The sequence below is a fragment of the Streptomyces sp. A1277 genome, from assembly GCF_004795015.1.
Lineage (GTDB): Bacteria > Actinomycetota > Actinomycetes > Streptomycetales > Streptomycetaceae > Streptomyces.
Genome location: NZ_SSBI01000052.1, coordinates 34,081 through 59,472, shown reverse-complemented (window position 1 = coordinate 59,472; position 25,392 = coordinate 34,081). Strand labels below are relative to the sequence as shown.

The 25,392-nt window shown below is 73.2% G+C and carries 19 protein-coding genes, 1 tRNA gene and 2 pseudogenes; 11 read left to right on the top strand and 11 right to left on the bottom strand.

What is annotated here, in order from left to right; all coding sequences use genetic code 11:
* The coding region (locus E6R18_RS34230) for a hypothetical protein (RefSeq protein WP_168712463.1) at positions 1 to 357 on the top strand (357 nt) is incomplete at its 5' end.
* A 42-nt stretch (positions 358 to 399) separates the two neighbouring features.
* Positions 400 to 2,700, top strand: coding sequence for a protein translocase subunit SecD (gene secD, locus E6R18_RS28515; RefSeq protein WP_136319761.1), 2,301 nt, complete (start codon positions 400 to 402; stop codon positions 2,698 to 2,700).
* Between the two features lie 57 nt (positions 2,701 to 2,757).
* On the opposite strand, the gene E6R18_RS28510 is transcribed toward secD, so the two are convergent.
* A complete protein-coding gene (locus E6R18_RS28510) occupies positions 2,758 to 3,567 on the bottom strand; it encodes a helix-turn-helix transcriptional regulator (RefSeq protein ID WP_136319760.1) in 810 nt (269 codons plus the stop codon).
* A gap of 63 nt (positions 3,568 to 3,630) precedes the next feature.
* Here E6R18_RS28510 and E6R18_RS28505 point away from each other — a divergent pair, with 63 nt between their 5' ends.
* On the top strand, positions 3,631 to 3,936 hold the full coding sequence (locus tag E6R18_RS28505) for a 4a-hydroxytetrahydrobiopterin dehydratase (RefSeq protein WP_136319759.1): 306 nt from the start codon (positions 3,631 to 3,633) through the stop codon (positions 3,934 to 3,936).
* 11 nt (positions 3,937 to 3,947) lie between these two features.
* Here the strand turns inward: E6R18_RS28505 and E6R18_RS28500 are convergent, their stop codons facing one another.
* A complete protein-coding gene (locus tag E6R18_RS28500) occupies positions 3,948 to 4,910 on the bottom strand; it encodes a LysR family transcriptional regulator (RefSeq protein ID WP_136319758.1) in 963 nt (320 codons plus the stop codon).
* 351 nt (positions 4,911 to 5,261) lie between these two features.
* On the opposite strand from E6R18_RS28500, the gene E6R18_RS28490 reads away from it, so the two are divergent.
* Positions 5,262 to 6,200 carry a class I SAM-dependent methyltransferase gene (locus tag E6R18_RS28490; RefSeq protein WP_136319757.1) on the top strand — a complete coding sequence of 313 codons (939 nt, stop codon included), beginning with the start codon at positions 5,262 to 5,264 and terminating at the stop codon, positions 6,198 to 6,200.
* Positions 6,201 to 6,274: 74 nt separating this feature from the next.
* On the opposite strand, the gene E6R18_RS28485 is transcribed toward E6R18_RS28490, so the two are convergent.
* The 3 genes from E6R18_RS28485 to E6R18_RS28475 all read right to left on the bottom strand — a co-directional run bounded on the left by E6R18_RS28485 (position 6,275) and on the right by E6R18_RS28475 (position 10,246).
* Positions 6,275 to 7,111, bottom strand: coding sequence for an aldo/keto reductase (locus E6R18_RS28485; protein WP_136319756.1), 837 nt, complete (start codon positions 7,109 to 7,111; stop codon positions 6,275 to 6,277).
* Positions 7,112 to 7,205: 94 nt separating this feature from the next.
* Entirely contained in the window at positions 7,206 to 9,005 is a 1,800-nt protein-coding gene (locus E6R18_RS28480) for an AMP-dependent synthetase/ligase (RefSeq protein ID WP_136319755.1), read from the bottom strand.
* A gap of 383 nt (positions 9,006 to 9,388) precedes the next feature.
* Positions 9,389 to 10,246, bottom strand: a complete 858-nt coding sequence (locus E6R18_RS28475; RefSeq protein ID WP_240799882.1) for a LysR substrate-binding domain-containing protein — start codon at positions 10,244 to 10,246, stop codon at positions 9,389 to 9,391.
* On the opposite strand from E6R18_RS28475, the pseudogene E6R18_RS28470 reads away from it, so the two are divergent.
* Positions 10,149 to 10,415, top strand: a pseudogene (locus E6R18_RS28470) (bile acid:sodium symporter); the annotation flags it as partial. The gene E6R18_RS28475 and the pseudogene E6R18_RS28470 sit on opposite strands and share 98 nt — an antisense overlap.
* Here E6R18_RS28470 and fdhD read toward each other — a convergent pair.
* Positions 10,412 to 11,248 carry a formate dehydrogenase accessory sulfurtransferase FdhD gene (gene fdhD / locus E6R18_RS28465; RefSeq protein WP_136319754.1) on the bottom strand — a complete coding sequence of 279 codons (837 nt, stop codon included), beginning with the start codon at positions 11,246 to 11,248 and terminating at the stop codon, positions 10,412 to 10,414. The pseudogene E6R18_RS28470 and the gene fdhD sit on opposite strands and share 4 nt — an antisense overlap.
* Positions 11,249 to 11,531: 283 nt before the next feature.
* Between fdhD and E6R18_RS28460 the strand changes: the two genes are divergently transcribed.
* From E6R18_RS28460 to E6R18_RS28435, 5 genes and pseudogenes are all read left to right on the top strand, one after another.
* A complete protein-coding gene (locus E6R18_RS28460; protein WP_136319753.1) occupies positions 11,532 to 12,482 on the top strand; it encodes a beta-ketoacyl-ACP synthase III in 951 nt (316 codons plus the stop codon).
* A gap of 158 nt (positions 12,483 to 12,640) precedes the next feature.
* Entirely contained in the window at positions 12,641 to 13,810 is a 1,170-nt protein-coding gene (locus E6R18_RS28455) for an ROK family protein (protein WP_136319752.1), read from the top strand.
* A 35-nt stretch (positions 13,811 to 13,845) separates the two neighbouring features.
* A pseudogene (locus tag E6R18_RS28450) lies at positions 13,846 to 14,692 on the top strand (substrate-binding domain-containing protein); the annotation flags it as partial.
* 437 nt (positions 14,693 to 15,129) lie between these two features.
* Positions 15,130 to 15,214: transfer RNA gene (locus E6R18_RS28440), tRNA-Leu, on the top strand.
* 107 nt (positions 15,215 to 15,321) lie between these two features.
* Positions 15,322 to 16,143: an RNA methyltransferase gene (locus tag E6R18_RS28435; protein WP_206308452.1), complete on the top strand. Its 822-nt coding sequence runs from the start codon at positions 15,322 to 15,324 to the stop codon at positions 16,141 to 16,143.
* Positions 16,144 to 16,262: 119 nt separating this feature from the next.
* Here E6R18_RS28435 and E6R18_RS28430 read toward each other — a convergent pair whose 3' ends face one another.
* The 5 genes from E6R18_RS28430 to E6R18_RS28410 all read right to left on the bottom strand — a co-directional run bounded on the left by E6R18_RS28430 (position 16,263) and on the right by E6R18_RS28410 (position 20,692).
* Positions 16,263 to 16,874, bottom strand: a complete 612-nt coding sequence (locus E6R18_RS28430; RefSeq protein ID WP_136319750.1) for a class F sortase — start codon at positions 16,872 to 16,874, stop codon at positions 16,263 to 16,265.
* Positions 16,875 to 16,962: 88 nt separating this feature from the next.
* Positions 16,963 to 17,322, bottom strand: coding sequence for a hypothetical protein (locus E6R18_RS28425; protein ID WP_136319749.1), 360 nt, complete (start codon positions 17,320 to 17,322; stop codon positions 16,963 to 16,965).
* A 102-nt stretch (positions 17,323 to 17,424) separates the two neighbouring features.
* Positions 17,425 to 19,449: an ATP-binding protein gene (locus tag E6R18_RS28420; RefSeq protein ID WP_136319748.1), complete on the bottom strand. Its 2,025-nt coding sequence runs from the start codon at positions 19,447 to 19,449 to the stop codon at positions 17,425 to 17,427.
* A gap of 193 nt (positions 19,450 to 19,642) precedes the next feature.
* The gene (locus E6R18_RS28415; RefSeq protein ID WP_240799885.1) at positions 19,643 to 20,368 is read right to left on the bottom strand and encodes a response regulator transcription factor; all 726 of its coding nucleotides are present in this window, start codon (positions 20,366 to 20,368) and stop codon (positions 19,643 to 19,645) included.
* A 42-nt stretch (positions 20,369 to 20,410) separates the two neighbouring features.
* Positions 20,411 to 20,692, bottom strand: a complete 282-nt coding sequence (locus E6R18_RS28410; protein ID WP_240799884.1) for a hypothetical protein — start codon at positions 20,690 to 20,692, stop codon at positions 20,411 to 20,413.
* Positions 20,693 to 21,193: 501 nt separating this feature from the next.
* Between E6R18_RS28410 and E6R18_RS28405 the strand changes: the two genes are divergently transcribed.
* Entirely contained in the window at positions 21,194 to 25,246 is a 4,053-nt protein-coding gene (locus E6R18_RS28405) for a DNA methyltransferase (RefSeq protein ID WP_136319764.1), read from the top strand.
* Positions 25,247 to 25,392: the final 146 nt, after the last annotated feature.

Here is a 25,392-nt window from a genome sequence, read left to right as displayed (position 1 = left end):
GCCGCCGCACTCGCCTCGGCCACCGCCCCCGCCTCGGCCGCCGCACCCGTGGCTGCCGCGCCCAAGGCCGTCGCCGACCGGGGGGCGCGTACCGGGCCGTGGGCCGCCGCCGAGCATCCCCGTACCGCACACCAGCTGCCCCCGCCGGGCCCCGGCGGGCTGGTCCCGTGCCCGCCCGGCATCCCGCTTCCGCCCCCCGTCCCCTGGTCCGTACGCGCCCTTCCCTCCGCCGCCGCCGAGCGCCTGCGTGTCGCGCTCCCCGGTGTGCGCGGGCCTCCGCGGGCCGGTCCCCACCGGTCCGGGGACCTGTCGCAGGTCCCGCTCCCCACCACCGCCGTGCCCTCCTCGCCCTCCTGACGGGCGCGGGGGCGCTCGGCGTCCCCTCGGAGGAAACCCGCAATGACGCGCGCCACCACGGTGCGGGCGGTTCTGGCTGCGGCCGTACTGCTCGTCTCCGTGTTCATCACGCTGACCATGTCACCCAGACTCGGCCTCGATCTCCAGGGCGGCACCCGCATGGTGCTGCAGGCCAAGGACTCCGACACCGCGAAGGCCGACCGCGAGAGCACCGACCGCACCCTGGAGGTGCTGCGCCGGCGCATCGACTCGCTCGGTGTCACGGAGCCGACCCTGACCCGGTCCGGCGAGGACCGGATCATCGTCGAACTCCCGGACGTCCAGGACCCCCGCAAGGCTGCCGAGGTCATCGGCAAGACCGCCCAGCTGACCTTCCACGCCGTCCAGGGCCCGGGCACGGCCGACGGCGCCGAGGGCGGCAAGGAGGGGCTGACGCTCCCCGACGAGCAGGGGCGCGAACTGGCCCTCGGCCCCACCGCGCTCTCCGGGGCGGGCGTCAAGAAGGCGTCCGCCGAGTTCGACGCCCAGCAGGGCGCGGGGTGGACCGTCTCGCTCGACTTCCACAAGGACGCCGGGCGGGACTGGACCCGGCTGACCGGGGAAGCGGCCTGCCACCCGGTCCAGGACGAGCGGCGCCGGGTGGCCATCGTCCTGGACCAGCAGGTGATCTCCTCGCCCCAGGTGTCGCCGACCGTCTCCTGCGGCGCCGGCCTGCCCTCCGGCTCCACCCAGATCACCGGTTCCTTCAGCGCGGACGAGGCCCGCGAACTGGCCCTCCTGATCGAGGGCGGCTCCCTGCCCGTGCCCGTGGAGATCGTCGAACAGCGGACGGTCGGCCCGACGCTGGGTGCCGCCGCCATCGACGCCAGCGCCCGCGCCGCCCTGATCGGCGCCGCCGCCACGGCCCTGTTCATCACCGTCGTCTACCGCCTGTTCGGCGCGCTCGCCGCCGTCGCCCTGGCCGCCTACGGCGTCATCTCGTACGCGGCCCTGGTCGCGCTCGGCGTCACCCTCACCCTGCCGGGACTCGCCGGTTTCGTCCTGGCCATCGGCATGGCCGTCGACGCCAACGTGCTCGTCTTCGAACGGGCCAGGGAGGAGTACGCGGCGCGCCCCGGCCGGACCCTGCGCGCCTCGCTCACCGCCGGGTTCAAGGGCGCGTGGAGCGCCGTCGCGGACTCCAACGTGACGACGCTCATCGCGGCCGGGCTGCTGTTCTTCCTCGGCTCGGGCCCGGTCAAGGGCTTCGGCGTCACGCTCGCCATCGGTGTGCTGGCGTCGATGTTCTCCGCGCTCGTCATCGCCCGCGCACTCACCGAGATCGCGGCCCGCTCCCGGTTCGTCGGCGACTACCGGGGCATCAACGGCATCGCGATCCCGGGCCGGGTGCGGACGTGGCTCGGGAGGCGCGACCCGCAGCTGATGCGCCGCCCGCGCCGCTGGCTTATGGTCTCCACACTCCTGATCGCGGTGGCGGTGGCGGGCATCGTGGTGCGCGGGGTGAACTTCGGCGTCGAGTTCACCGGCGGCCGGCTCATCGAGTACTCGACGAGCCGGCCCGTGGACGTCGAGACCGCGCGCAGCGCCCTGGCGGGTGCCGGGTTCGGCGACGCGGAGGTCACCACGGCCGGTGCCGGCGACATCTCGGTGCGGACCGGGGACCTCGACAACAACGGCGAGCACACCTTGCGGGCCGCCCTGGCCGCCGAGGGCGGTGAGACCACCAAGGTCCGCGACGAACTGATCGGCCCGAGCCTCGGCGACGAACTGCGGCGCAACGCGCTGATCGCCCTGGCCATCGCCGTACTCGTCCAGCTGGCCTATCTGGCGATCCGGTTCCGCTGGACGTTCGCCGTGGCCTCGGTGGGGGCACTGCTCCACGACGTGATCATCCTGGTCGGGGCGTTCGCCTGGCTGGGACGGACCGTGGACGGCATCTTCCTGGCGTCGCTCCTCACCGTCATCGGGTACTCCGTCAACGACTCGGTGGTGGTCTTCGACCGGGTCAGGGAGCTGTGGGCGAAGGCCCGCAAGCGCCCCCTCGCGTCCGTGGCGAACCAGGCGGTCCTGCAGACCGTGCCCAGAACGGTGAACACCGGGATGGGCGCCCTGTTCATCCTCGTCGCGCTGGTCGTGCTCGGCGGCGACTCCCTGGAGGACTTCGCCCTCGCCCTGCTGATCGGCATCGTCGTCGGTACGTACTCCTCGGTCATGACCGCCGTACCGGCCGCGCTCCTGCTGGAACGCACCAGCAAGGTCCCGCCGCCCGCCCGCACCCGCGCCCCGCGCGCCAGGAAGGGGGCAGGGCGCCGGGACCCGCACGACAACGGGGCGCGGGTGTAGCCCGCGACATGGCCGTCAGGCCGCCCCCGCACCGGCCGACCGGTGCGGGGACGGCCGTCAGGGCACGAGGGAGCGCAGATGGGCGGCGGTCTCCTCGTCGGCCGGCAGCAGCGTCTCGATGGCCAGCTCCGCCACCGTCACGTCCATCGGCGTGTTGAACGTGGCGATCGACGCGACGAACGACAGGAGCCGACCGTCGTGCTCGATGAGCAGAGGCAGCGCGAACGGCACCGACGACGAGGGCGGCTCCCACTCCTCGTGCCCGCCCGCGCCCGCCGCCACCGGGTAGCCGGCGACCTCCTCGTACAGCTCGCGCAGCTCCGCCGAACGGACCAGGGCGATCTGCCGCTCCATCTGGGCGAGCAGATCGGCCCGCCACTCCCGCAGGTTGCGGATGCGCGGGGCGAGGCCCTCCGGGTGCAGGGTGAGCCGCATGGCGTTCAGCGGCGGGGCGAGCAGATGCTCCGGCACCCCCTCCAAGAGCCGGATCAACCCCTGATTGGCCGCCACCACCGTGTACATTCCGTCCACCACGAACGCCGGGTACGGGTCGTAGCCGCGCAGCAGCCGGTCCAGGCCGTCGCGCAGCGCCCCCATCGCCGGGTCGTCGAGCGCGGTCTCCGTGTAGTGCGGGGCGTAACCGGCCACCACCAGCAGGGCGTTGCGCTCCCGGACCGGCACCTCCAGGTGCTCGGCCAGCCGCAGGACCATCTCCTCGCTGGGGCGCGACCGCCCGGTCTCGATGAACGAGATGTGCCGGGCCGACGAGCCGGCCCGCAGCGCCAGCTCCAGCTGGCTGATCCGCCGCCGCTCCCGCCAGTTGCGCAGCAGCGGCCCTACCCCCGTGTCGAGCGCGACAGTTGTCATACGAAGACCGTAACGTCACCGGCACCGCCGACCGGCATCGACCACCAGTGAGGGAGCCGCCGTATGCCCGCCGCACCGCTGCCGCCCAACGAGATCGAGGACCGGCTGCGCGAGCTGCCCGGCTGGACGCTGGAGGGCGACCGGATCACCCGCACCTACCGGCTGCCCTCGCACTTCGCCGCCGCCGCGTTCACCGTCCACATCGCGCGGATCCAGGACGAGCTGAACCACCACAGCGACCTGACGCTCGGCTACAACACGGTCGCCCTGTCCGTGAACTCCCACGACGCGGGTGGCAAGGTCACCGAGAAGGACCTCGGTCTGGCCGCCCGGGTGGCCGCAGTGGCGTCCGGCCACGGGGCGCAGTAGCACCCCGCCTGTCAGGGCGCCGCGCCGAAGCGGGGATGCGCGGCGAGCCAGCGGGTGTAGCTCTCGCTGCGCTCCACCGCCTGGGCGTACGCCGCCCGGGTGTGCCCGCTCACCGCTCCGGCCGCCGCCGACGCCGCAGCCGAGCGCGGATGCCAGCCCAGCAGATGGCGCCAGCTGAGCGGCGCCCCGGCGACCGGCCGGGTGACCACACCCGGCGTCGGCGGGAACGTCGCCCGGCACAGCCCGACCGCCCGCCCCACCTGGACGAGATGGACGACGGACGTGGTGTCGGTCTCGTACACCGACGCCGGGCTGAAGCCGGCCCGCGCGCAGGCCGCCACGAAGCAGTCCGCGAAGCAGCCGTCGCCCGGCACGTCCGCCCAGCACTCGTCCGCCAGCTCGGACAGCCCCAGCTCGGCGCGCCCGGCCAGCGGATGGGTCTCCGGCAGCATCACGAAGACCGGATCGACGCCGATGACCTGCCACTCCAGCCGGTCCGCGTCCGGCGGGGCGCTCTCGCCACAGGTGCCGATGAGTGCGAAGTCCAGTCTGCCGCCGACCAGTTGCGAGGCGATCTCGGCCACCGACCAGGAGGTGTACGTGGACACGGGCGCGGCCGGATGCGCCGCCGCCAGCCGGTCGACCAGCCCGCCGAGCAACGGGCCGTGCGTGCCGCCCAGCCGGAACCGCTCCATGTTCCCCATGGCGTTGGCGAACCGCACCGCCTCCTCCTGGAGTTCGCTGACGGCGGGCAGCACCACCCGGGCCCGCTCCAGCACCAGTTCGCCCAGCGGTGTCGCCCGCGCGCCCGTGTGGTCCCGGTCGAAGAGCGGGCCGCCGAGCGCCTTCTCGATCCGCCGCAGCTGTGCGCTGAGCGCGGGCTGCGCGAGACCGAGCGCGGCGGCGGCCTTGGTCAGGCTGCCGGTGTCGGCGATGGCACGTACGGTTCGCAGATGGCGCAACTCCAGCTCCATCACCGCAAGTTATGGCCACCGGGGTCTCACGGCAATACGTCGTTGGTTTAGACCTCCAGGCGGACGCGCGCGGCCGGAACCGTGGCCTATCGTCGCCCGGGTGCTGGACTACGGCAAAGAAGCCGCCCTCCACGACGCCACCCGTGGCGGGGTGCCGCGTGCCGGGGCGGCCGCCGGACACCCCGCCCGGACAACACCACCAGGCGGCGCACCCCGCACCGCCGCGCCACCGCCCCGAAGGCGGTCATAGCGGGTACGCGGCGTCAGCCCGCAGGAGTACCGCAAGAGCGGAGCCTTGCCGGAACAGCAACGAAGTTTGCGCGGTGAGCAGGGCTCGGTGAGGCTGGACCCATGACCAGCAACCACACCGGACACGGGCACCACGACGACAGCCACCAGGGCCTCCACCACGAGCGCGGCGCGGGCCACGGGCACGGGCACGGCGGGACCGAACCCGACTGGGACGTCATGGCCCCGCTCCTGGAGCGGAACGCCGAGATCAGCAGCGCGCAGTACACCGAGGCGGCCCGCTGGATCGCCTCACTGCCCACCGCACCGAAGGTGCGCCGCGTCCTGGACGTCGGCAGCGGCCCCGGCGTGATCTCCTGCCTGCTCGCCGAGGTCTTCCCCGAGGCGGAGGTCGTCGCCGTCGACGGCACCCCCGCCCTGCTGGAGCGCACCCGCGCCCGCGCCCAGCGGCTCGGACTCGCCGACCGCGTCACCACCCTGCACGCCACCCTCCCCGCCGGCCTCCCGGACCTGGGCGAGGCCGACCTGATCTGGGCCGGCAACGCGCTGCACCACATGGGCGACCAGCGTGCCGTCCTCGCCGGATTCGCCGCACTGCTGCGCCCCGGCGGCACCGTCGCCCTGGTCGAGGGCGGCCTCCAGCCCCGGCAGCTCCCGCGCGATCTCGGCTTCGGCAAGCCCGGGCTCGAAGCCCGGATGGAGGCGGTGGAGGCGGAACTCTTCGAGGAGATGCGCGCCGAACTGTCCGATGCCCGGCGGGAGGTGGAGGACTGGGCCGCCCTGTTGGGTGCGGCGGGCCTCACCCCGCAGGGCACCCGCAGCTTCCTGCTCGACCTGCCCGCACCGCTCGGCGACGCGGCGCGCGAACAGGTCATCGCCGACTTCACCCGCCGCCGCGCCGGGCTGGGCGAGCACCTGCGCGCCGAGGACACCGCCGTGCTCGACCGGCTCCTGGACCCCGAGGACCCGGCCGGACTGCACCGGCGGACCGACACCTTCCTGCTCCTGGCCCGCACCCTCCACCTGGGCCGCCGCGCCTGAACCAGGCCCCGTACACAGCGGAACCGCCGCCCCGGCTCGTGAGCCGGGGCGGCGGTTCCGTACTGCTTCAGCGCTCAGGCGCCCACGTTGAACTCGCCCGGGTTCGGGCCGAGCCGCTTGCCCTCGTCCAGCGCCGCGAACGCGGCCAGGTCGTCGGCGTCCAGCTCGAAGTCGAACACGTCGATGTTCTCCGCGATCCGCGACGGCGTCACGGACTTCGGGATCACCACGTTGCCCGTCTGCAGATGCCAGCGCAGGACCGCCTGCGCGGGCGTACGGCCGTGCTTGCGGGCGACCGCGAGGACGGTGGGCACCTCCAGCAGGCCCTTGCCCGAGCCCAGCGGCGACCACGCCTCGGTCGCGATGCCGTGCTCGGCGTGCAGCGCACGCGACTCGGCCTGCTGGAGCTGCGGGTGCAGCTCGATCTGGTTCAGCACCGGCACCACGGACGTCTCGCCGAGCAGCCGCTCCAGGTGCTCCGGCAGGAAGTTCGACACACCGATGGCCTTCGCGCGGCCGTCGGCGTAGATCTTCTCCAACGCGCGGTAGGTGTCGAGGTACGCGTCCTTGGCCGGCACCGGCCAGTGGATCAGATACAGGTCGACGTGGTCGAGGCCCAGCTTCTCGAGCGAGGAGTCGAAGGCACGCAGCGTCGAGTCGTATCCCTGCTCGGTGTTCCACACCTTCGTGGTGACGAAGAGCTCGTCACGGGCGACGCCGGAGGCGGCGATGGCCTTTCCGGTGCCCGTCTCGTTCTGGTAGATCGCGGCGGTGTCGATGCTGCGGTAGCCCGACTCGATGGCGGTGGTGACCGCCTTCGTGGCCTCGTCGTCCGGCACCTGCCAGACGCCGAAACCGAGCTGGGGCATCTCGACGCCGTTGTTGAGAGTGAGGGAGGGGACCTGGCTCACGAGCAGTCGATCCTAACGTTGGTGGGTGGGACTCCCCACGACAACGATCAAGGGCGCCCGCGCATTCCCGCCGCACCGCACCCGTTCCCGCACCTCAGCGGTACAGCGCGTCCACCTCGGCCTCGTACGCCGCCTCGATCGCCTTGCGCTTCAGCTTCAGCGACGGTGTGAGCAGCCCGTGCTCCTCGCTGAACTGGTGGGCCAGGATGCGGAACGTACGGATGGACTCGGCCTGCGAGACCGCCGTGTTCGCCGCCACCACCGCCCGCCGCACCTCCATCTCCAGATCCGGGTCCCGCACCAGCTCGGCCGGGGTCAGCGGCCGCCGCCCCTGCATCGTGAGCCAGTGCTCAACCGCCTCCCGGTCGACGGTGACCAGCGCCGCGATGTAGGGCCGGTCGTTGCCGACGACGATGCACTGCGCCACCAGCGGGTGCGCCCGCACCCGCTCCTCCAGGGCGGCCGGCGACACGCTCTTGCCTCCGGACGTCACCAGGATCTCCTTCTTCCGCCCGGTGATCGTCAGATAGCCGTCCTCGTCCAGCGCGCCCAGGTCACCGGTGGCCAGCCAGCCGTCGTTTACCACCGCGTCGGTCGCCTTCGGGTCGCCGAGATAGCCGCCGAACACATGGGCCCCGTACACCCACACCTCGCCGTCGTCCGCGATGTGCACCGTCGTGCCGGGGATCGGCTGCCCGACCGTGCCGTACCGGGTGCGCTCCGGCGGGTTCGCGGTGGCCGCCGCGGTCGTCTCGGTCAGCCCGTACCCCTCGTACACCGTCACCCCGGCGCCCGCGAAGAAGAGGCCGAGCCGCCGCTCCATGCCGGAACCGCCCGACATGGCGTGCCGTATCCGGCCGCCCATCGCGTCGCGCACCTTCTTGTACACGACCTTGTCGAAGAACTGGTGCTGCATCCGCAGCCCGGTGGAGGGGCCGGGACCGGTGCCGAAGGCCCGCGCCTCCATCGCCTCCGCGTACTTCACCGCGATGTCGACGGCCTTGTCGAACGGCCCCGCCCGGCCCTCCGCCTCGGCCTTGCGCCGGGCCCCGTTGAAGACCTTCTCGAAGATGTACGGGACCGCCAGGATGAACGTGGGACGGAACGAGACCAGATCCGGCATCAGGGCCTTCGCGGACAGCTCCGGCTGGTGCCCGAGCTTCACCCGGCCGCGGATCGCGGTGACCTCCACCATCCGCCCGAAGACGTGCGCCAGCGGCAGGAAGAGCAGCGTCGCCGCCTCGTCGCCCGGCCTGGAGTGGAACACCGACTCCCAGCGCGACGCCATGGTGTCCGTCTCGAACATGAAGTTGGCGTGCGTGAGGACACACCCCTTGGGGCGGCCCGTCGTGCCCGAGGTGTAGATCACGGTCGCCACCGACTCGGGGGTCACCGCACGCCGGTGCCGGTGCACCACCTCGTCCTCGACGTGCGTGCCCGACTCGACCAGCTGCTCCACCGCGCCGGCGTCCAGCTGCCACAGCCGCTTCAGCTGCGGCAGCCGGTCGATGACCGACGCCACCGTCATCGCGTGGTCCTCGTGCTCCACCATCACCGCCGACACCTCGGCGTCGTGCAGCATCCACAGGACCTGCTCGGCGGAGGACGTCGGATAGACCGGGACGGACTGCGCGCCGACCGCCCACAGGGCGAAGTCGAAGAGGGTCCACTCGTAGCGCGTACGCGACATCAGGGCGACCCGGTCGCCGAACCGCACCCCGTGGGCGATCAGCCCCTTGGCCAGGGCCAGCACCTCGTCGCGGAACGCGGCCGCCGTGACGTCCTGCCAGCGGCCGTCCGCATCTTTTCGGCCGAGCGCGACCCGGTACGGGTCCTCATCGGCATGGTCGAACACGACGTCGGCGAGGCCGCCCACGTGGGGAGCGGCGGCCATGGGTGGGACAGTGAACTCGCGCAATGACCTGCTCCTTGTGGCGCTCCGCACAGCGCCGCGACGCTACCCCACCGGGCGCCCCGGCGGGAGGGCTCGGAGCGGTCCGTTCCCCGTGGTATCTGCACTGGTCAGGGGCCGAAATCCGGCCAGATGGGCAAGGCTCGGGCGCGCTTGGGACCACGGGGTAAGCGGCTCGCGCGGGAATCTCCACCGAATCTGTACGCCGCGATCACTGCCGTTGTGGGCAGGTACGGGCGGATCGTCCCCGCGCGACTGGTCCGGTGGGATCGGTCCGCCCGGCGCCGGACGTCGCGTCCTGGGGATTCTCCCCCTCCCGGCGCCGGACGGCGCGTCCCGGGGATTCTCCCCCTCCCGGCGCCCCGTCATGCCTGCTCGCGCCCCCGGACCGCGCCGGCCCCGCCCGGCGGCCGGATCAGCCGGTCACCGCCCGCCAGGACGGCCGCCGCCAGCGCGTCCGCCGCCTGCTGCGCACCGCCCCGCCGCCTCCCGTGCAGCAGGACGAAGTCCACGCCGCCCGGCTCGGGCAGCCCCGCCCTGGCCGAAACGGGCACCAGCCCGGGCGGCACCAGACCGCGCGTGTGCACCATCACGCCGAGCCCCGCCCGCGCGGCGGCGATCAGACCGCTCAGGCTGCCGCTCGTGGACGCCACCCGCCAGGAGCGGCCCTGCTCCTCCAGGACCTCCAGGGCCCGCGCCCGGGTGATGCCCGGCGGCGGGAAGACGACCAGCGGCACCGGGCGGTCCGGGTCGATCCGCAGTCCCGGCGCACCGATCCAGACCAGGGTGTCCCGCCAGACCAGCTGCCCATGGGTGTCCCCGGCCCGCCGCTTGGCCAGCACCAGATCGAGGCGGCCCGCCTCCAGCTGCCGGTGCAGGGTCCCCGACAGCTCCACGGTCAGCTCCAGCTCGACCTCCGGGTGGTCGCGGCGGAACGTCTGGAGGATCTCCGGCAGCCGGGTCTGCACGAAGTCCTCCGAGGCCCCGAACCGCAGCCGCCCGCGCAGCCGGGTGCCCGTGAAGAACGCCGACGCCCGCTCGTGCGCCTCCACCTCACGGTCCTGACCTGCACCTCCGTCGTCTTCCCTGTACTGGGTCCGGCGAGCGCGGAACTGGTGCGCGGCGACCTGGTACGGGGTGAAACGGCTCGGCTCCGCCCGCGAGGACCGCATCGCGATCCAGTTCGCCGGCTCCAGGAAGAGCCTGGCCTCGGGGCTGCCCATGGCCGGTGTCCTGTTCGGCGCGCAGGCGAGCCTCGCCGTCCTGCCGCTGATGCTCTTCCACCGGATGCAGCTCATGGTCTGCGCGGTGATCGCCAGGCGGCGCGCCCACGACCCGCGCGAGGACGCACCCGCGCAGAGCGCGCCAAGGGACGCCGTCGCGGTGGGCTAACCCGCGTCCAGCGCGATGCGGTGCTCTCCCGCGTACACGTTCATCGAGGGCCCGCGCAGGAAGCCGACCAGGGTGAGGCCGGTCTCGGCCGCCAGGTCCACGGCGAGGGACGAGGGCGCCGAGACGGCCGCCAGCATCGGAATGCCCGCCATCACCGCCTTCTGCGCCAGTTCGAACGAGGCCCGTCCCGAGACCAGCAGGATCGACCGGGACAGCGGCAGCCGGCCGTCGGTCAGGGCGCGGCCGACCAGCTTGTCGACGGCGTTGTGCCGCCCGACGTCCTCGCGGATGTCGGCCAGCTCGCCCGTCTCCGTGAACAGCGCCGCCGCGTGCAGGCCCCCGGTCCGGTCGAAGACCCGCTGGGAGGCCCGCAGCCGGTCGGGGAGCCGCGCCAGCAGCGCGGGCTCGACCCGGAGCGGGGGCGCGTCGGCGACCGGGTGGCGGGTCGTGGTGCGGACCGCGTCCAGGCTCGCCTTGCCGCACAGCCCGCAGGAGGACGTCGTGTAGACGTTGCGCTCCAGCGTGATGTCGGGCACCTCGACGCCGGGCGCGAGCCTCACGTCCACCACGTTGTACGTGTTCACACCCTCGGCCGTCGCGCCCGCGCAGTACACGATCGACTGGACGTCGGAGCCGTCACCGATCACCCCCTCGCTCACCAGGAAGCCGGCCGCGAGCGCGAAGTCGTCGCCCGGGGTGCGCATCGTGATGGCGAGCGGCCTGCCGTTCAGCCGTATCTCCAGCGGCTCCTCGGCGACGAGGGTGTCGGGGCGGCTGGAGACGGCCCCGTCCCGGATGCGGATGGTGCGGCGGCGCTCGGTGACCCGTCCCATGACCGTTGGACCCGATTTCTGTACGTGGGAGGGCCGAAGCGGCCCAGGGCGTAGGCTGCCGGCGCGCCACCGGTCCGGCCTGCGGCGGAGGGCCCCGACGGTCACATTGTCCTGCACATCGGAAGCGACGTCGCGACCGGATGGCGTAATCGAAGGTTGCGGGCCGCTGTTGCCAAGCCTCCAACCTTGAGCCGGTATTCCTGTGGGATCACCTGCCCCCCTACCGGGCGGTAGCGACCAAGACTGGTTGGTTCCTGCCAGATGTAACGAGGGGACCCTGTAGATGACCGGCTCACGTGTCGCGGCGCTCGGCCACCACCAGCCCGCCAAGGTGCTCACCAATGAGGACCTGGCGGCCATGGTCGACACCAGTGACGAGTGGATCACCAGCCGCGTCGGCATCAAGACCCGTCACATCGGCGGCCCCGACGAGCCGGTCGACGAGCTCGCCGCGCACGCCGCGGCCAAGGCCCTCGCCGGGGCGGGCCTCCAGCCGGCCGACATCGACCTGGTGCTGGTCGCCACCTCCACCGCCATCGACCGCTCGCCGAGCATGTCGGCCCGGGTCGCCGCCCGCCTGGGCATGGAGTCGCCCGCGGTGATGGACATCAACGTGGTCTGCTCCGGTTTCACCCACGCCCTCGCCACCGCCGACCACGCGCTGCGGGCCGGCGCCGCCACCCGTGCCCTGGTGATCGGCGCCGACAAGATGGGCGACATCGTCGACTGGACCGACCGTTCCAGCTGTGTGCTGATGGGCGACGGCGCCGGCGCGGCGGTCGTGGTCGCCGACTCCGAGGACGCGGAGGTGCCCGGGATCGGACCGGTGCTGTGGGGGTCGGTCCCCGCCATGGGGGACGCGGTACGGATCGAGGGGACGCCGCCGCGCTTCGCCCAGGAGGGCCAGTCGGTCTACCGCTGGGCCACCACCCAGCTGCCGCCCATCGCCCGCAAGGTGTGCGAGAGGGCGGGCCTCACCCCGGAAGACCTCGCCGCGGTCGTCCTGCACCAGGCCAACCTGCGGATCATCGAGCCGGTCGCCAGGAAGATCGGCGCGGTCAACGCCGTCGTGGCGCGCGATGTGGTGGACAGCGGCAACACGTCCGCCGCCTCGATCCCCATGGCCCTGTCCAAGATGGTCGAGCGGGGCGAGGTCCCCAGCGGCGCCCCCGTGCTGCTCTTCGGCTTCGGCGGCAACCTCAGCTACGCGGGACAGGTGATCCGCTGCCCCTGACAGGGGCGGGCCCGGCCCCGGCAGCGGGCTTTGTCCTCGGAGTGGAGAAAGTTCTGCGGATTTCCGCGCGACTTCTTCCCGCCCGGACAACCGCTGCTACGTTCCCGTGCCAAGCCCGAAGCACAGGCCGGTGAGGCGGGGAGGGGCGCGTGAGACGTATGACCGCACGACCCGCGAACGCCCACCAGGCGCGCCTGCTCAGGCTGTTGCGTGACGGCGGGCCCAACTCCCGGGCGCAGCTCGGGGATCAGGTCGAGCTCTCCCGTTCCAAGCTCGCCGTCGAGGTGGACCGGCTGCTGGAGACCGGCCTCGCGGTGGCCGACGGACTCGCCGCGTCACGCGGCGGCCGCCGCTCGCACAACATCCGCCTCGCCCCGCACCTGCGCTTCCTCGGCGCCACCTCCGTCGACGTGGCGGTCACCAACGCGGAGCTGGAGGTCCTGGGCCACCTCAACCACCCCATGGACGTACGCGAGGGGCCCGTCGCCGTCTTCGAACAGGTGCTGTCCATGGCGGCGAAGCTCCGGGACTCCGGGCTCGCCGAAGGCTTCGACGGCGCCGGGATCGGCGTACCGGGACCGGTCCGCTTCCCCGAGGGCGTCCCCGTCGCACCGCCGATCATGCCCGGCTGGGACGGCTTCCCGGTCCGCGAGGCACTGAGCCAGGAGCTGGGCTGCCCCGTCACGGTCGACAACGACGCGAACCTGATGGCGATGGGGGAGCAGCACGCGGGCGTGGCCCGCTCCGTGGGCGGCTTCCTCTGCGTCAAGATCGGTACGGGCATCGGCTGCGGCATCGTCGTCGGCGGCACCGTCCACCGGGGCGCGACGGGCAGCGCCGGCGACATCGGCCACATCCAGGTCGAACCCGCCGGCCGCCTCTGCGCCTGCGGCAACCGGGGCTGCCTGGAGGCGCACTTCAGCGGCGCCGCCTTGGCCCGCGATGCCGAAACGGCGGCCCGCGCCGGACAGTCCGCGGAGCTCGCGGCCCGGCTGGCGGCGGCCGGGAGGCTCACCGCCGCCGATGTGGCCGCCGTCGCGGCCATGGGCGACGCCACCTCGCTCGGCCTGATCCGCGAAGGCGGCAACCGGGTCGGCCAGGTCATCGCGGGGCTCGTCAGCTTCTTCAACCCCGCCCTGGTGGTGATCGGCGGCGGGGTGACCGGCCTCGGCCACACGCTGCTGGCCGGCGTCAGGGCCCAGGTCTACCGGCGCTCCCTGCCGCTGGCCACCGGCAACCTTCCGATCGTCCTGGGCGAGCTGGGGCCCGCCGCCGGAGTCACCGGCGCGGCCAGGCTCATCAGCGACCACCTCTTCTCACCCGTCTGACCTTCCGCCCGTCTGGCCTTCCCGCCCGTCCGACCGTGAAAGACCCCATCCGCAGAGGACTGCTTTTCGGCACCGCAGCGGTCTCCGCGGGCGCCTTCCTGACCGCCTGCACCGCAATGAGCCCAAGGAGAAGAACACCGCCGCGACGAGCGGCGCGCCCGCCGCCGACGACCGGCCGGGCAAGGCCGTCACCATCGGCTTCGCCGGACCGCAGGCCGATCACGGCTGGCTCAACTCCATCAACGAGAACGCCAGGTCCCGCGCGAAGAAGTACTCCGAAGTGACCCTGGAGACCACCGAGGGCTCCCACGACACCGCCGGCCAGATCGGCCAGGTCAAGACCCTCTTCAACAAGAAGGTCGACGTCCTCGTCGTCCTCCCGGCCGACGGCAAGGCACTCACCCAGGTCGGCCTGGAGGCCATGCGGGCGGGCATCCCCGTCATCAACCTCGACCGGATCTTCGCCTCCCCGCAGGCATACCGCTGCTGGGTCGGCGGCGACAACTACGGCATGGGCCTGAACGCCGGCACCTACACCGGCGAACAGCTCAAGGACAAGCCGGGCGCCAAGGTCGTGGAGCTCGCCGGGATCGACAACCCGGAGCTGACCAGACAGCGCAGCGAGGGCTTCGCCGACGCCCTGAAGAACCACCCCGACACCAAGCTGGTGGCCTGTCAGGCGGCCGATGTCACCGTCGAGTCGGGGCAGGCGAAGATGGCGCAGCTCCGCCAGGCGCAGAAGAAGTCCGACGCCCTGTGGACCACGACGACGACCAGGGCGTGGGCGCGCTCCGCGCCATCCAGCAGGCCGGCCGCGACGAGTTCCTGATGGTCGGGGGCGCCGGCGCCAAGTCCGCCATGGACGCCATCAAGGCCGACAACATCTCGTCGTACGCCCGCTCGCCCTGCAGATACGAGATGATCCGCTCGTCCAGCGCCGATGCGGCCAACCACAGCACGCACGCACAGACCAGCGTCAGGGCCGGAGCGAACCAGAACGTGTCGCGCAGGTGCTCACGCAGCGGTGACAGCGCGGGGCGGACGGGAGCGGCGATCACTCATGCAGGCGAACGTAACCCGCCTCACTCATCCGCCCGTGGAACCGGCCGCCGACCCTCCGACGGCACGGTCCGTACGTGGTCCGCGACGGTCCGTACGCGAGCGGCGGGCGCTCGGCCCGGAAAGCGCCCCCGGCGCCCCCGCACCGCGCTGACCAGCGCAGGGACGACCGGATGGTCACCGGATATGCGGGTGAGAGGTACCCCGAACCCCTGGTATTGTTTTCTTTGTCGCCACGGGAGACCGCGGCGGATCACCTGGTCCGGGTGGCGGAATGGCAGACGCGCTAGCTTGAGGTGCTAGTGCCCTTTATCGGGCGTGGGGGTTCAAGTCCCCCCTCGGACACTCATCCAGTTCCCACGGTTCATCGCGAACCGTGGGAATTTCTGGTTTCCGGGGGCGGCCGTCGCCGCCGGTGCCGCGATCACCTCCTGAAAGGACCACCGGTGGCTGTGCAGCGGATCTCGACCCGCAACGCCCGCTTTCAGCAGTTCCAGACGCTGCTCACCAACCGGACCAAGCGCGGCCGCGCCCGCGAGTTCCTCGTCCAGGGCGTCCGGCCGGTCACGATGGCCGTGGAGCACGGCTGGACGGTCCGCTCCCTGCTGTACGACGCGAGCCGTCCGCTCTCCCGCTGGGCCGAGGAGCTGATGCGCGGCGTGAGCACCGAGCGCATCGCGGTGGCCCCCGAGCTGCTGGCCGAGCTCAGCGAGAAGCCCGAGGGAGCCCCCGAGGTCCTGGCCGTGGTCGAGATGGCACCGGACGACCTGTCCCGGATCACGGTCGGCGAGGACTTCCTCGGCCTGGTCTTCGACCGCCCGACACAGCCGGGCAACATCGGCAGCATCGTGCGCTCCGCCGACGCCTTCGGCGCGCGCGGACTCATCGTCACGGGGCACGCGGCGGACCCGTACGACCCGAAGGCCGTCCGCGCGACCACGGGCTCGTTCTTCGCCCTGCCCGTGGTCCGCACCCCCTCGCACCGCGAGGTCGCGCAGTGGCTGGACGAGGAGCGCGACCGGGGCCGGCCGGTAGTCGTCGTGGGCACCGACGAGCACGGCGAGTGCGACGCCTCGGACTTCGACCTGACCCAGCCCGTCCTGCTGGTCATCGGCAACGAGACGGCGGGCCTGAGCGCGGCCTGGCGCGAGCGCTGCGACCACGTGGTCTCCATCCCGATGACCGGCTCGGCCAGCTCCCTCAACGCCTCCAACGCCGCGTCGATCGTCCTCTACGAAGCCCGCCGCCAGCGCCTCGCGAAGGGGCGCGGCTAGGCCGTCAGGTTGCAGGCGTCCTGGACGCCCGTGTTCATATGCGCTCGGTCTCGTACTGCGGAAGCGAGGCGAAGCCGTACGGCACCTCGGGTGGCAGCGCGAGCTCGATATGGGCCCCCTCACTTCCTCTTCGCGTACACGATGAGGTTGTCCACGGGGTGCCCGTCCGCGTCGAACGCGCCGTCGCAGGTGACCAGTCGCAGGGCGCGGTCCGTGGTGTGGCCGTAGACCCGGACGGTCGGGAATGCCTTTTTGCTCGCCGTCTCGCGGCCCGTGACCTCGAAGTGGACGTCGGTGCCCCGGCCGTTCCGGACCACGATGTCCGCGCCCTGGGCGATCTTCTTCAGGTCGTGGAAGACGGCCCGCCCGTAGCGGGTGTCGTTGTGGCCGATCAGCACCGCCGCGCCGGGCTCGCCGGGTGCGGCGCTGCCGGTGTACCAGCCGACCGTCATGCCCTTGTCGGCCGGCGGCACCTCGACCGTGCGGTCGGGGTTGAGGCCGAGGCGCATCACCTCGCTGTCCACCCCGAGGGACGGTATGGAGACGTGGACGGGCGGTTGGGCGGTAGTGGGGGCGGGGGAGGGCGGTGCTTTCACGGCCGCCGCCGGGGGCTTGGCCGGTGACTTCTCCGGGGCGGTGCCGGAGCAGCCGGTCAGTGCGACGAGCGCGGTCAGGGCGAGACAGGCGGACACCGGCAGCGCGGTGCGGCGAACAGGGTGCTTACGGGACACGGGAAGGTACTCCAGAGGGTCGTACGACGGCAGTGGCGCCGCCCGGGGAAGGGCGGCGCCACTGCCTGCTCATCGGCTGCGGGACGGGTCAGCCGTCGCGGCGGGCGGTGCGGCGGCGCAGGACTACCGTCCCGGCGCCGGCGACCAGCAGCGCGGCCGCCGCGGCGGAGCCCGTGACGGTGCCGGTGTGGTCGCCCGAAGTGCCGGCCGGGTGCTCACCGGCCGCGACGCCGCCGCGCGGTGCCTCGGAGGGTATCGCCGAGGGGGCGACGGTCGGCTCCCCCGAGGGCATGGGGGACGGCTCGGCGGACTGCTCCGCCGGGGGCTGGGTCGGCGCGGCCGACGGGGTGGCGGAGGAGTCGGCGAAGGCCGATGTGGCCGGTACGCACACCGCGCCGGCCACGACGGCGGCGAGGAGGGCGGTACGCAGGGACGTGCGCAGGGGCATGGGCAGAGCTCCGTTCGGATCGGCCTCGGGGGCGGCCGCGGTGCGGGGCGCACCGCGGTGCGAGGCGTGTGGACAGGCTCGCGCCAAGTTGTGAGGAAGCTGTCAGATCGTTGTGGTCATCGCATCAGGGTCGCCGGGCCCGTCCCCCGCCGCCCCCGCCGGGGAGTTGCCGTCGGCGGGGAGCCGGAGCGTGAACACCGAACCCTGCCCCGGCACGCTCGCCGCGGTGGCCGCCCCGCCGTGCGCCTCCACGAGTTTGCGCACGATCGCCAGGCCGAGCCCGCTGCCGCCGGTGCGGCGGTTGCGGGACTTCTCGCCGCGCCAGAACCGGTCGAAGACATGGGCCAGGTCATCGGCCGGTATGCCGCTGCCGGTGTCGGCCACGTCCACGAGCACCGCGTCCCCGTCCGCGGAGCCGTACGGCCGCAGCGTGACCCTTCCGCCCGCCGGGGTGTGCCGGACCGCGTTGGACACCAGGTTCCCGACGGCCTGGCGCAGCCGGACCGGGTCGGCCGTCAGCCCCGGCAGCGGGCGGCCCGGTGGCGGCGCCTGGACGCTCAGCACGACGCCCGCCGTGTCGGCGCGGGCCTGGTGCGCGGCGGCGACCTGGCCGAGCAGCTCCTCGATCCGTACGGGTTCGGGGTGCAGCCGCAGGGCGTCGGCGTCGGCCTGCGCCAGGTCCTGGAGGTCGTCGATGATGTGCTGGAGCTGGACCGCCTCGTCGTGCAGGAAGGCGATGAACGCCGGGTCGGGTTCGGCGACCCCGTCCTGCGCGGCCTCCAGCCAGCCCCGGATGTTGCTGAGCGGGGTGCGCAGTTCGTGGGCGACGTCGCTGACCATGGCCTTGCGCTGCACTTCCAGGCGGGCGCGGTGGGCGGACATGTCGTTGAACGCGGCGGCGAGCCGCCCGATCTCGTTGTCCGCGGCGACCACGACGGGCGCGGTGTCCTCCCCGTCACGCATCCGCTGGGCCGCACCGGTCAGGGCGCGCAGCGGCCGTACGAGCCGGGCCCCGACGAGGACCGAGGCGCCGACGGTGAGGGCCAGCACGAGGGCCGCAGCGCCCGCGATCCGGGCGGTGTTGGCCGGCGAGAGGTCGAAGCCGGGCACGGTGGCGCCGCCCGTGTCGCCGATGAACAGCAGCGCGGGCGAGGCGACGTACGAGCTGAGCTGCTCGCGGCGGGCGGTGCCCACGCAGGAGGCGATGGCCCGGTCGTCCTCGCTGTTGCCGGCCGCCTGCTGGGGGCCGGGGCTCGGCGCGGCACTCGGCGTCGCGCTCTGCCGCTCGCGGGGTACGGAGGTCGGGGCGACGCTCGGTACGGCGGTCGGTGGCAGCGTGGGGAGCGCGCCCGGGGGCATCGGCACCGCTTCCGCGGGCACCGGCTCGGCCGCCTGCCCCCAGGACAGGCCCAGCTTCAGCTGGACACCGTCGCGGCCCTGGCGCTTCAGACAGGCGTCGGCCAGCTGGTTCAGCGCCTTGAGCGCCTTCTTCTCGGTGGCCGTCGGGGTGTCCAGCGCGTCGACGGCGCATCCGGTGCCCTGCACACGTTCGGGGTCGTTGCCGCCGACCACCTGGATCAGGGGGCGCCCGCTCGCGCTCGCGACCACGTCCGAGGCGATCCCGGCGTCGCTGAGGCAGGCCACGCTCCGGTCGGCGACCTTGCGCAGCCGGGTACGCTCCGACGCCGGCAGCCGGAAGGGCCCCACCGCTCGCGGATCGACCCGGTCGGTGGTGGTGCCGGACGCCCCGGCGTTCTCCGCCGCCAGCGCCGTGTCCACCGCCAAAGGGTCCACGACGGCCGACGCCTGGGCCGGAAGCGCGGTCGCGGGCTCGGGCTCCGCCGAGTCGGCGAGCGGGGCGCGCGCCTGCGTCGTCAGCGCGATCCGCCGGCCGGACTGCTCGGCCAGCTCCCGCACGGTCTCCTCCACACCGTCCCAGGTGGGGTGGGCTGCCGCGTAACCGAGCAGGCGGTGGTAGATCCGGGCGTCGGCGGTGAGGTTCTGGCCCTGCTCCTGGCGGATCGCGCCGGACGTCGTCTGCACGGCGAGCCAGGCGGTCGCCGCCACCGAACAGGCCGCGACCAGCGCGGAGACGGCCAGCAGCCGGGCGAACAGGCTCTTGCGCAACGCGACGGGCCGCCGCCCCCCGCCCGGACGTCCCGTGCCCGCGCCCGGAGCACCCTCGCCCGGACCTTCCGTACCCGTGCCCGCGCCCGGAGCGCCCCCGCCCGAACCTCCCGTGCCCGCGCCCGGAGCGCCCCCGCCCGGACCTTCCGTACCCGTGCCCGCGCCCGGAGCGCCCCCGCCCGGACGCCTCGCGCTACGACGAAGCACGCGCCGCCGCCTTCGCCGGGTCCGTCAGCTTGTAGCCGACACCGAAGACGGTGAGCAGCCGGACGGGCCTGCGCGGGGCCGGTTCGATCTTTTTGCGCAGGTTCATCACGTGCACGTCCACGGTGCGGTCGCTGATGTAGCGGTCGAACCCGTGCAGTTCGGCGAGGAGTTGCTGCCGGGAGAACACCCGGTCGGGCTCGGCCGCGAGCGCGGAGAGGATCCGGAACTCGCCCGGGGTGCACTCCACCGCCCGACCCTCCACCGACACCACGTGCCGGGCCGGGTCGACGACCAGCGCCCCCACCGTCAGCACGCCCGCGCCGTCCGGTTCGCCGCCCGTTCCCCGCCGGTTGCGGCGCAGCAGCGTACGCACCCGGGCCATCAGCTCACGCGGGCTGTACGGCTTGGTCACGTAGTCGTCGGCGCCCAGGTCGAGGCCGAGCAGCAGATCGTCCTCCGTGGTGCGGGCCGTGAGCATCAGGACCGGCAGCTCCCGCTGCTCGGCGCGCAGTACCCGTACGACGTCGAGGCCGTCGGCCCGCGGCATCATCACGTCGAGGACCAGCAGGTCGGGTTCCCGGTGCCGGACCGCGTCGAGGGCCGCGAGTCCGTCGGGGGCGACGGTCACGCGGTGGCCCTCCCGCTCCAGGTAGCGGCGGAGGAGTTCGGCCTGATTCTCGTCGTCTTCGGCGACGATCACGTTTGCGCACACGTGCTCGATCGTAGAGGGGGCGGGCCGGGCGGCCGGCCCGCCCTACTCCGCGTCCCCGCCGCGGCGGGCCTCCATGAGTTCGTCGTGCGCGGCGACGATGTCCCAGGCGAGGACGGTGACCATCTCCTGCCGGGTCGGTGTGCCGCCGGCGTGCGCGGAGTACAGCCGCGGGTCGCGTTGCGCCGATGCCTTCGAGCAGAGCTCGCGCGCGAACCGCGCGTTGCCCACGGTGTCGGCCATACCGCGGTCCACGATCGCCGTGCAGAGGGAACCGAGGACGTCGAGGGCCCCGGCATCGGGTTCGTCACCCTGCGACGCCAGCACGGACCGGGCGATGAGGACCAGTTCGCCGGCGGAGTACGAGCGCGAACTGCACGGCGGCTCCGCCCTTGTCGCCCTGCCGCAGGAATTCCGTCGCCTGGTTCCACGCCTGCTCGGCCTTCCTGGCCGGCCCCCGGCCCGCGCCACCCCGCACGTGACTTCCCCCTTCGACGGGCGCGCGGCCCGCACCGGCGGCAGCCGGCCACCGCGATCACCTGGAACGGTGGTCAGGATGGCCAACCCCGCGCGGACGGCCCCGGGCGCTGGGCGGGCCGCCCTGACGTACGGCGCCGCGTCGGCCCCCTGGACGCTGTCGGGGTCTCCTCCGGTATGTCCCCTTCTGTGTACGCTGCCGACACGCTCCTGACGGTCGAGGGCCACCCCGGCGGTGAGGGGCGCGAGGTGCGGCAGCCACCATGGGGGAGCGGTCTCGGCCAGGGCCGCGCGGGAGCGCTCAGGAGGAAGACCCATGGCACTCGCCCACGGCGCCGGAGAGCCCGCCTGATGTCGGCCCCCACCCCCAGCCGGGTCTTCGCCGCGGTCCGGACGGCCGGTGCGCTCCTGCCCGCCGAGATGCTGGTCCGGATCCACGAGGGCAGGGACGTCGCCGGCTGCCTGCCCGCCGATTACGGTCTGAGCGATTCGCGCTCGGTCCACGACGAGATCGAGCGGAGCTGGGAGTACCTCAAGGCGGCCTTCCGGACCGCCGCCACCACCCCGGCCGGCCCCACGGCCACCGCCCCGGCCGGCCTCACGGCCACCGCCCCGGCCGACCTCACGGCCACCGACTGGCCGGCCCCGCTCTGGCGGGTACTCGGTTTCGGCCCGCTCACCACCGTCGGCCCGGCGGGCATCGCGGCCGACTCCGGCGCGGCGAAGGCGTTCCCCGTCTCGCACCGGTGGCACCACGTCGTGATCCACCAGACGGCCTGGGACCACGGGCTCGACACGCGTCGCGCCGGGCAGGCCCCGCCCCATTCCCTGCTCCAGGACTGCCTGAACCGCACGGGGGCCCACCTCTGGGGCATCCTCACCAACGGCCGCCGGCTGCGCCTGCTCCGGGACTCCAGCACGCTGCCGACGGCGTCGTACATCGAATTCGACCTGGAGTCGGTCTTCGACGGGGAGCGGTTCGGCGAGTTCGCGCTCCTGTACCGGCTGCTGCACGCCTCCCGCTTCGAGGTGGAGCAGGGGGCGGCGCCTTCGACGTGCCGGCTGGAGACGTGGCGCACCGAGGCCATCGCCTCCGGCACCCGGGCCCTGGACCAGCTCTGCAAGGGGGTGCGGGCGGCCCTCACCACCCTGGGCACCGGCTTCCTGCGCCACCCCGCCAACGCCGCCCTGCGCGCGGGCGCCGACGCGGGCGCCCTGCACAACGCCCTGCTGCGCCTCGTCTACCGCCTCCTCTTCGTCTTCGTCGCCGAGGACCGCGACGCCCTGCTGTCCCCGGACGCGAGCGGTCCGGCCCGGTCCCGCTACGAGACGTCGTTCTCCTCGGCCCGCCTGCGCGCCCATGCCCACGAGCGGCGCGGCACCGGGCAGGGCGGCGACCTGTACGAGGCCCTGCGCCTGGTCCTGGACGCCCTCGGCGACGAGAACGGCCGCCCCGAACTGGGCCTGCCCGGTCTCGGCGGCATCTTCGACGCCACGGAGACCGACGCCCCGCTGCACGGCCTGGCCCTGTCCGACGAGCACCTGCTGACGGCCGTGCGCCACCTCTCCCAGGTCCGGGATGCGGGCTCGGGCCGTCCGCGTACGGTCGACTACGGCCACCTCGGCGCCGAGGAACTGGGCTCCGTCTACGAGTCCCTGCTCGCACTCGTCCCACGGCTCGGCCCGGCCGGCCGCACCTTCGAACTGGTCGGGCTGCCCGGCAACACCCGTAAGACGACGGGCTCCTACTACACCCCCTCCTCGCTCATCGGGCGCCTTCTCGACTCCACGCTCGACCCGGTCCTGGACGCCGCCGTCGAGCGCGGCGAGCGGGCGGCAGCGGCCCGGGGCGCCACCGACCCCTCCGACGCCGTCGTCCGCGAGCTGCTCGCCCTCACGGTCTGCGACCCGGCCTGCGGCTCCGGCCACTTCCTCGTGGCGGCGGCCCGGCGCATCGCCAAGCGCGTCGCGGCGGTGCGCGAAGGCCACCCGGAACCGACTCCGGGCGCGTTCCGCCACGCCCTCCACGCGGTCGTCGCCCACTGCGTCCACGGCGTGGACCTCAACCCGATGGCCGTCGAGCTGGCCAAGGTGTCGTTGTGGCTGGAGGCTCTGGAGCCGGGCAGGCCGCTGGGGTTTCTGGACGCGCACATCAAGCACGGCAACGCGCTGCTCGGTGCGACCCCGGGCCTGCTGCGGGCCGGCATCCCGGACGCCGCGTTCAAGCCCCTCGCCGGTGACGACAAGGCGTACGCCAGGGCCCTGGCCAAGCGGAACCGGGCCGAACGCGCCGGTGGCAGCGGCCAGTTCGGCCCGGGCGCCGGGCCGAGGACCGCCAACACCGCCCTGGCCACGGAGCTGCGCGGCATCGTCGACGCCTCCTCGGGCACCCTCGCCGAGGTGCACGGGCAGGAGGCCGCCTACCGCGACCTCGCCGACTCCACCGCGTACACGCATGCGCGGCACGTTGCCGACGCCTGGTGCGCCGCGTTCATGTGGCGCAAGGCGGCGGGTGCCCCGCCGGCGGTCACCGAGGAGGTCTTCCGCAACCTCCAGGACCCGGCGTCGGACGCGGTTCCCCGGTCCACGCACGACGAGATCGTCCGGCTGCGGCGCCGGCACCGGTTCTTCCACTGGCACCTGGAGTTCCCCGAGGTCTTCACCGTCCCCGGGTCCGGGGCGGGGGTCGACCCGGCCACGGGGTGGGCCGGTGGATTCGCCTGCGTCCTGGGCAATCCGCCGTGGGAGCGCATCAAGCTCCAGGAGCAGGAGTTCTTCGCCCAGCACGACCCGGAGATCGCCGCCGCGAAGACCGCCGCCACCCGCAAGCGCCTGATCGCCGCGCTGAAGGAGGACGCGGAAGGCGCCGGCCTCCACGCCGAGTTCGAGGTGGCCAAACGCAGGGCGGAAGCCGAGAGCCACTTCCTGCGCAACGCCGGACGCCATCCGCTGACCGGGCGCGGCGACATCAACACGTACGCCGTCTTCGCCGAGACGTGCCGCGCGCTGACCGGCCCGCACGGCCGCATGGGCGTGATCGTGCCGACGGGCATCGCCACGGACGCGACGACCCAGTTCTTCTTCAAGGACCTGGTCCTCAAGGGCGCGATCGCCGCCCTCCACGATTTCGAGAACGCCGCGCCCGTCTTCCCCGGCGTCCACCGCTCGTTCAAGTTCAGCATCCTGTCCCTGACCGGGCGGGCCCTGCACGAACCCGCCGCCCGGTTCGCCTTCTTCCTCCACGATCCGGCCGAACTGGACGACGAGCGCAAGGCGTTCGCTCTGACCCCCGAGGAGATCACGCTCCTCAACCCCAACACGGGCACCTGCCCCGTCTTCCGCTCCCGCCGGGATGCCGAGATCACCCTCGGCATCTACGAGCGGGTGCCCGTCCTGATCAAGGAGGGCGACCCGGACGGCAACCCGTGGGGTGTGACGTTCCGGACGATGTTCCACATGTCCAACGACTCACACCTCTTCCGCACCCGCGACGAGCTGACGGCCACCGGATGGCAGCCGTCCGGCAACCGCTTCGTCCGGGCGGGCCGGGCCATGCTCCCGCTGTACGAGGCGAAGATGGTCGACGCGTACGACCACCGGGCCGCCGACGTCGTCAAGAGCGCCACAGCCGTGAAGCGCCAGAACCAGCCGTCCTACCTGAGCGCCGGCGACCGGGCCTCCGCGTCCCGCCTCGCCGTGCCGGGGAACTGGGTGGACAGCGCCGAGACACCGCACGACGCGCCGCCCGGCTGGCTCGCCTTCCTCCGGATCAGCAGCCCCACCAACCAACGCACCATGATCGCCGCCATCCTCCCGCCGGCGGCGATCGGCGACTCCGTCTTCCTGCTGCGCACCAGGACCTCGCGGGACAGCGCCGCCCTCGCGGCGCACTTCAACTCCTTCGTCTACGACTTCGTCACCCGCCAGAAGGTCGCCGGACTCAACCTCAACTTCTTCTACGTCCGCCAGCTCCCCGTGCTGCCCCCGGAAGTCATTCGCCGCTTCACGGACTTCCTCACCCCGCGCGTTCTGGAACTCACCTACACGGCCCACGACATGCGACCGTTCGCCACCGACCTGGGCGACACCGGGCCCCCTTTCCGCTGGGACGGGACCCGCCGCAGGCAGATCCGCGCCGAACTCGACGCCTTCTTCTTCCACCTCTACGGAATCGACCGCTCCGACGCCGGCTACATCCTGGACACCTTCCCCATCGTCCGGCGCAAGGACGAGGCCCGCTGCGGCACGTACCGCACGAAGGAGCTGATCCTGACCGAGTACGACCGCATGAGCGCCGCCGGTCTTGTCGAGGGCGGCGCCTACACCTCCCCGCTCAGCCCCGCGCCGGGGGAGGGGGACCGGCATCCGGCGGAAGCGCAGGCGCTGCCTGCCGATCCTGCCTGATCCGGGCAGTTCGCCGGAGCGGCCGGGGGCCCGCTCGGGGGAATGAACGCGGACGGGCGGGGTAGGTTCGCCGACTGTTCGGCCTGGCGCCACCGCAGGCACACCGCAAGGGCCTTACCTTGAGCCTGCCGATTCCGGAACACTCC

What these genes read in the sequence shown, in the direction of transcription:
- secD (WP_136319761.1), top strand. Translation starts at nt 400, where the DNA reads ATGACGCGCGCCACCACGGTGCGGGCGGTTCTGGCTGCGGCCGTACTG.
- E6R18_RS28455 (WP_136319752.1), top strand. Translation starts at nt 12,641, where the DNA reads ATGACCGCACGACCCGCGAACGCCCACCAGGCGCGCCTGCTCAGGCTG.
- E6R18_RS28500 (WP_136319758.1), bottom strand. Translation starts at nt 4,910, where the DNA reads ATGGAGCTGGAGTTGCGCCATCTGCGAACCGTACGTGCCATCGCCGAC.
- E6R18_RS28480 (WP_136319755.1), bottom strand. Translation starts at nt 9,005, where the DNA reads ATGGCCGCCGCTCCCCACGTGGGCGGCCTCGCCGACGTCGTGTTCGAC.
- E6R18_RS28405 (WP_136319764.1), top strand. Translation starts at nt 21,194, where the DNA reads ATGTCGGCCCCCACCCCCAGCCGGGTCTTCGCCGCGGTCCGGACGGCC.
- E6R18_RS28425 (WP_136319749.1), bottom strand. Translation starts at nt 17,322, where the DNA reads ATGCCCCTGCGCACGTCCCTGCGTACCGCCCTCCTCGCCGCCGTCGTG.
- E6R18_RS28510 (WP_136319760.1), bottom strand. Translation starts at nt 3,567, where the DNA reads ATGACAACTGTCGCGCTCGACACGGGGGTAGGGCCGCTGCTGCGCAAC.
- E6R18_RS28475 (WP_240799882.1), bottom strand. Translation starts at nt 10,246, where the DNA reads ATGGGCAGCCCCGAGGCCAGGCTCTTCCTGGAGCCGGCGAACTGGATC.
- E6R18_RS28460 (WP_136319753.1), top strand. Translation starts at nt 11,532, where the DNA reads ATGACCGGCTCACGTGTCGCGGCGCTCGGCCACCACCAGCCCGCCAAG.
- E6R18_RS28490 (WP_136319757.1), top strand. Translation starts at nt 5,262, where the DNA reads ATGACCAGCAACCACACCGGACACGGGCACCACGACGACAGCCACCAG.
- fdhD (WP_136319754.1), bottom strand. Translation starts at nt 11,248, where the DNA reads ATGGGACGGGTCACCGAGCGCCGCCGCACCATCCGCATCCGGGACGGG.
- E6R18_RS28505 (WP_136319759.1), top strand. Translation starts at nt 3,631, where the DNA reads ATGCCCGCCGCACCGCTGCCGCCCAACGAGATCGAGGACCGGCTGCGC.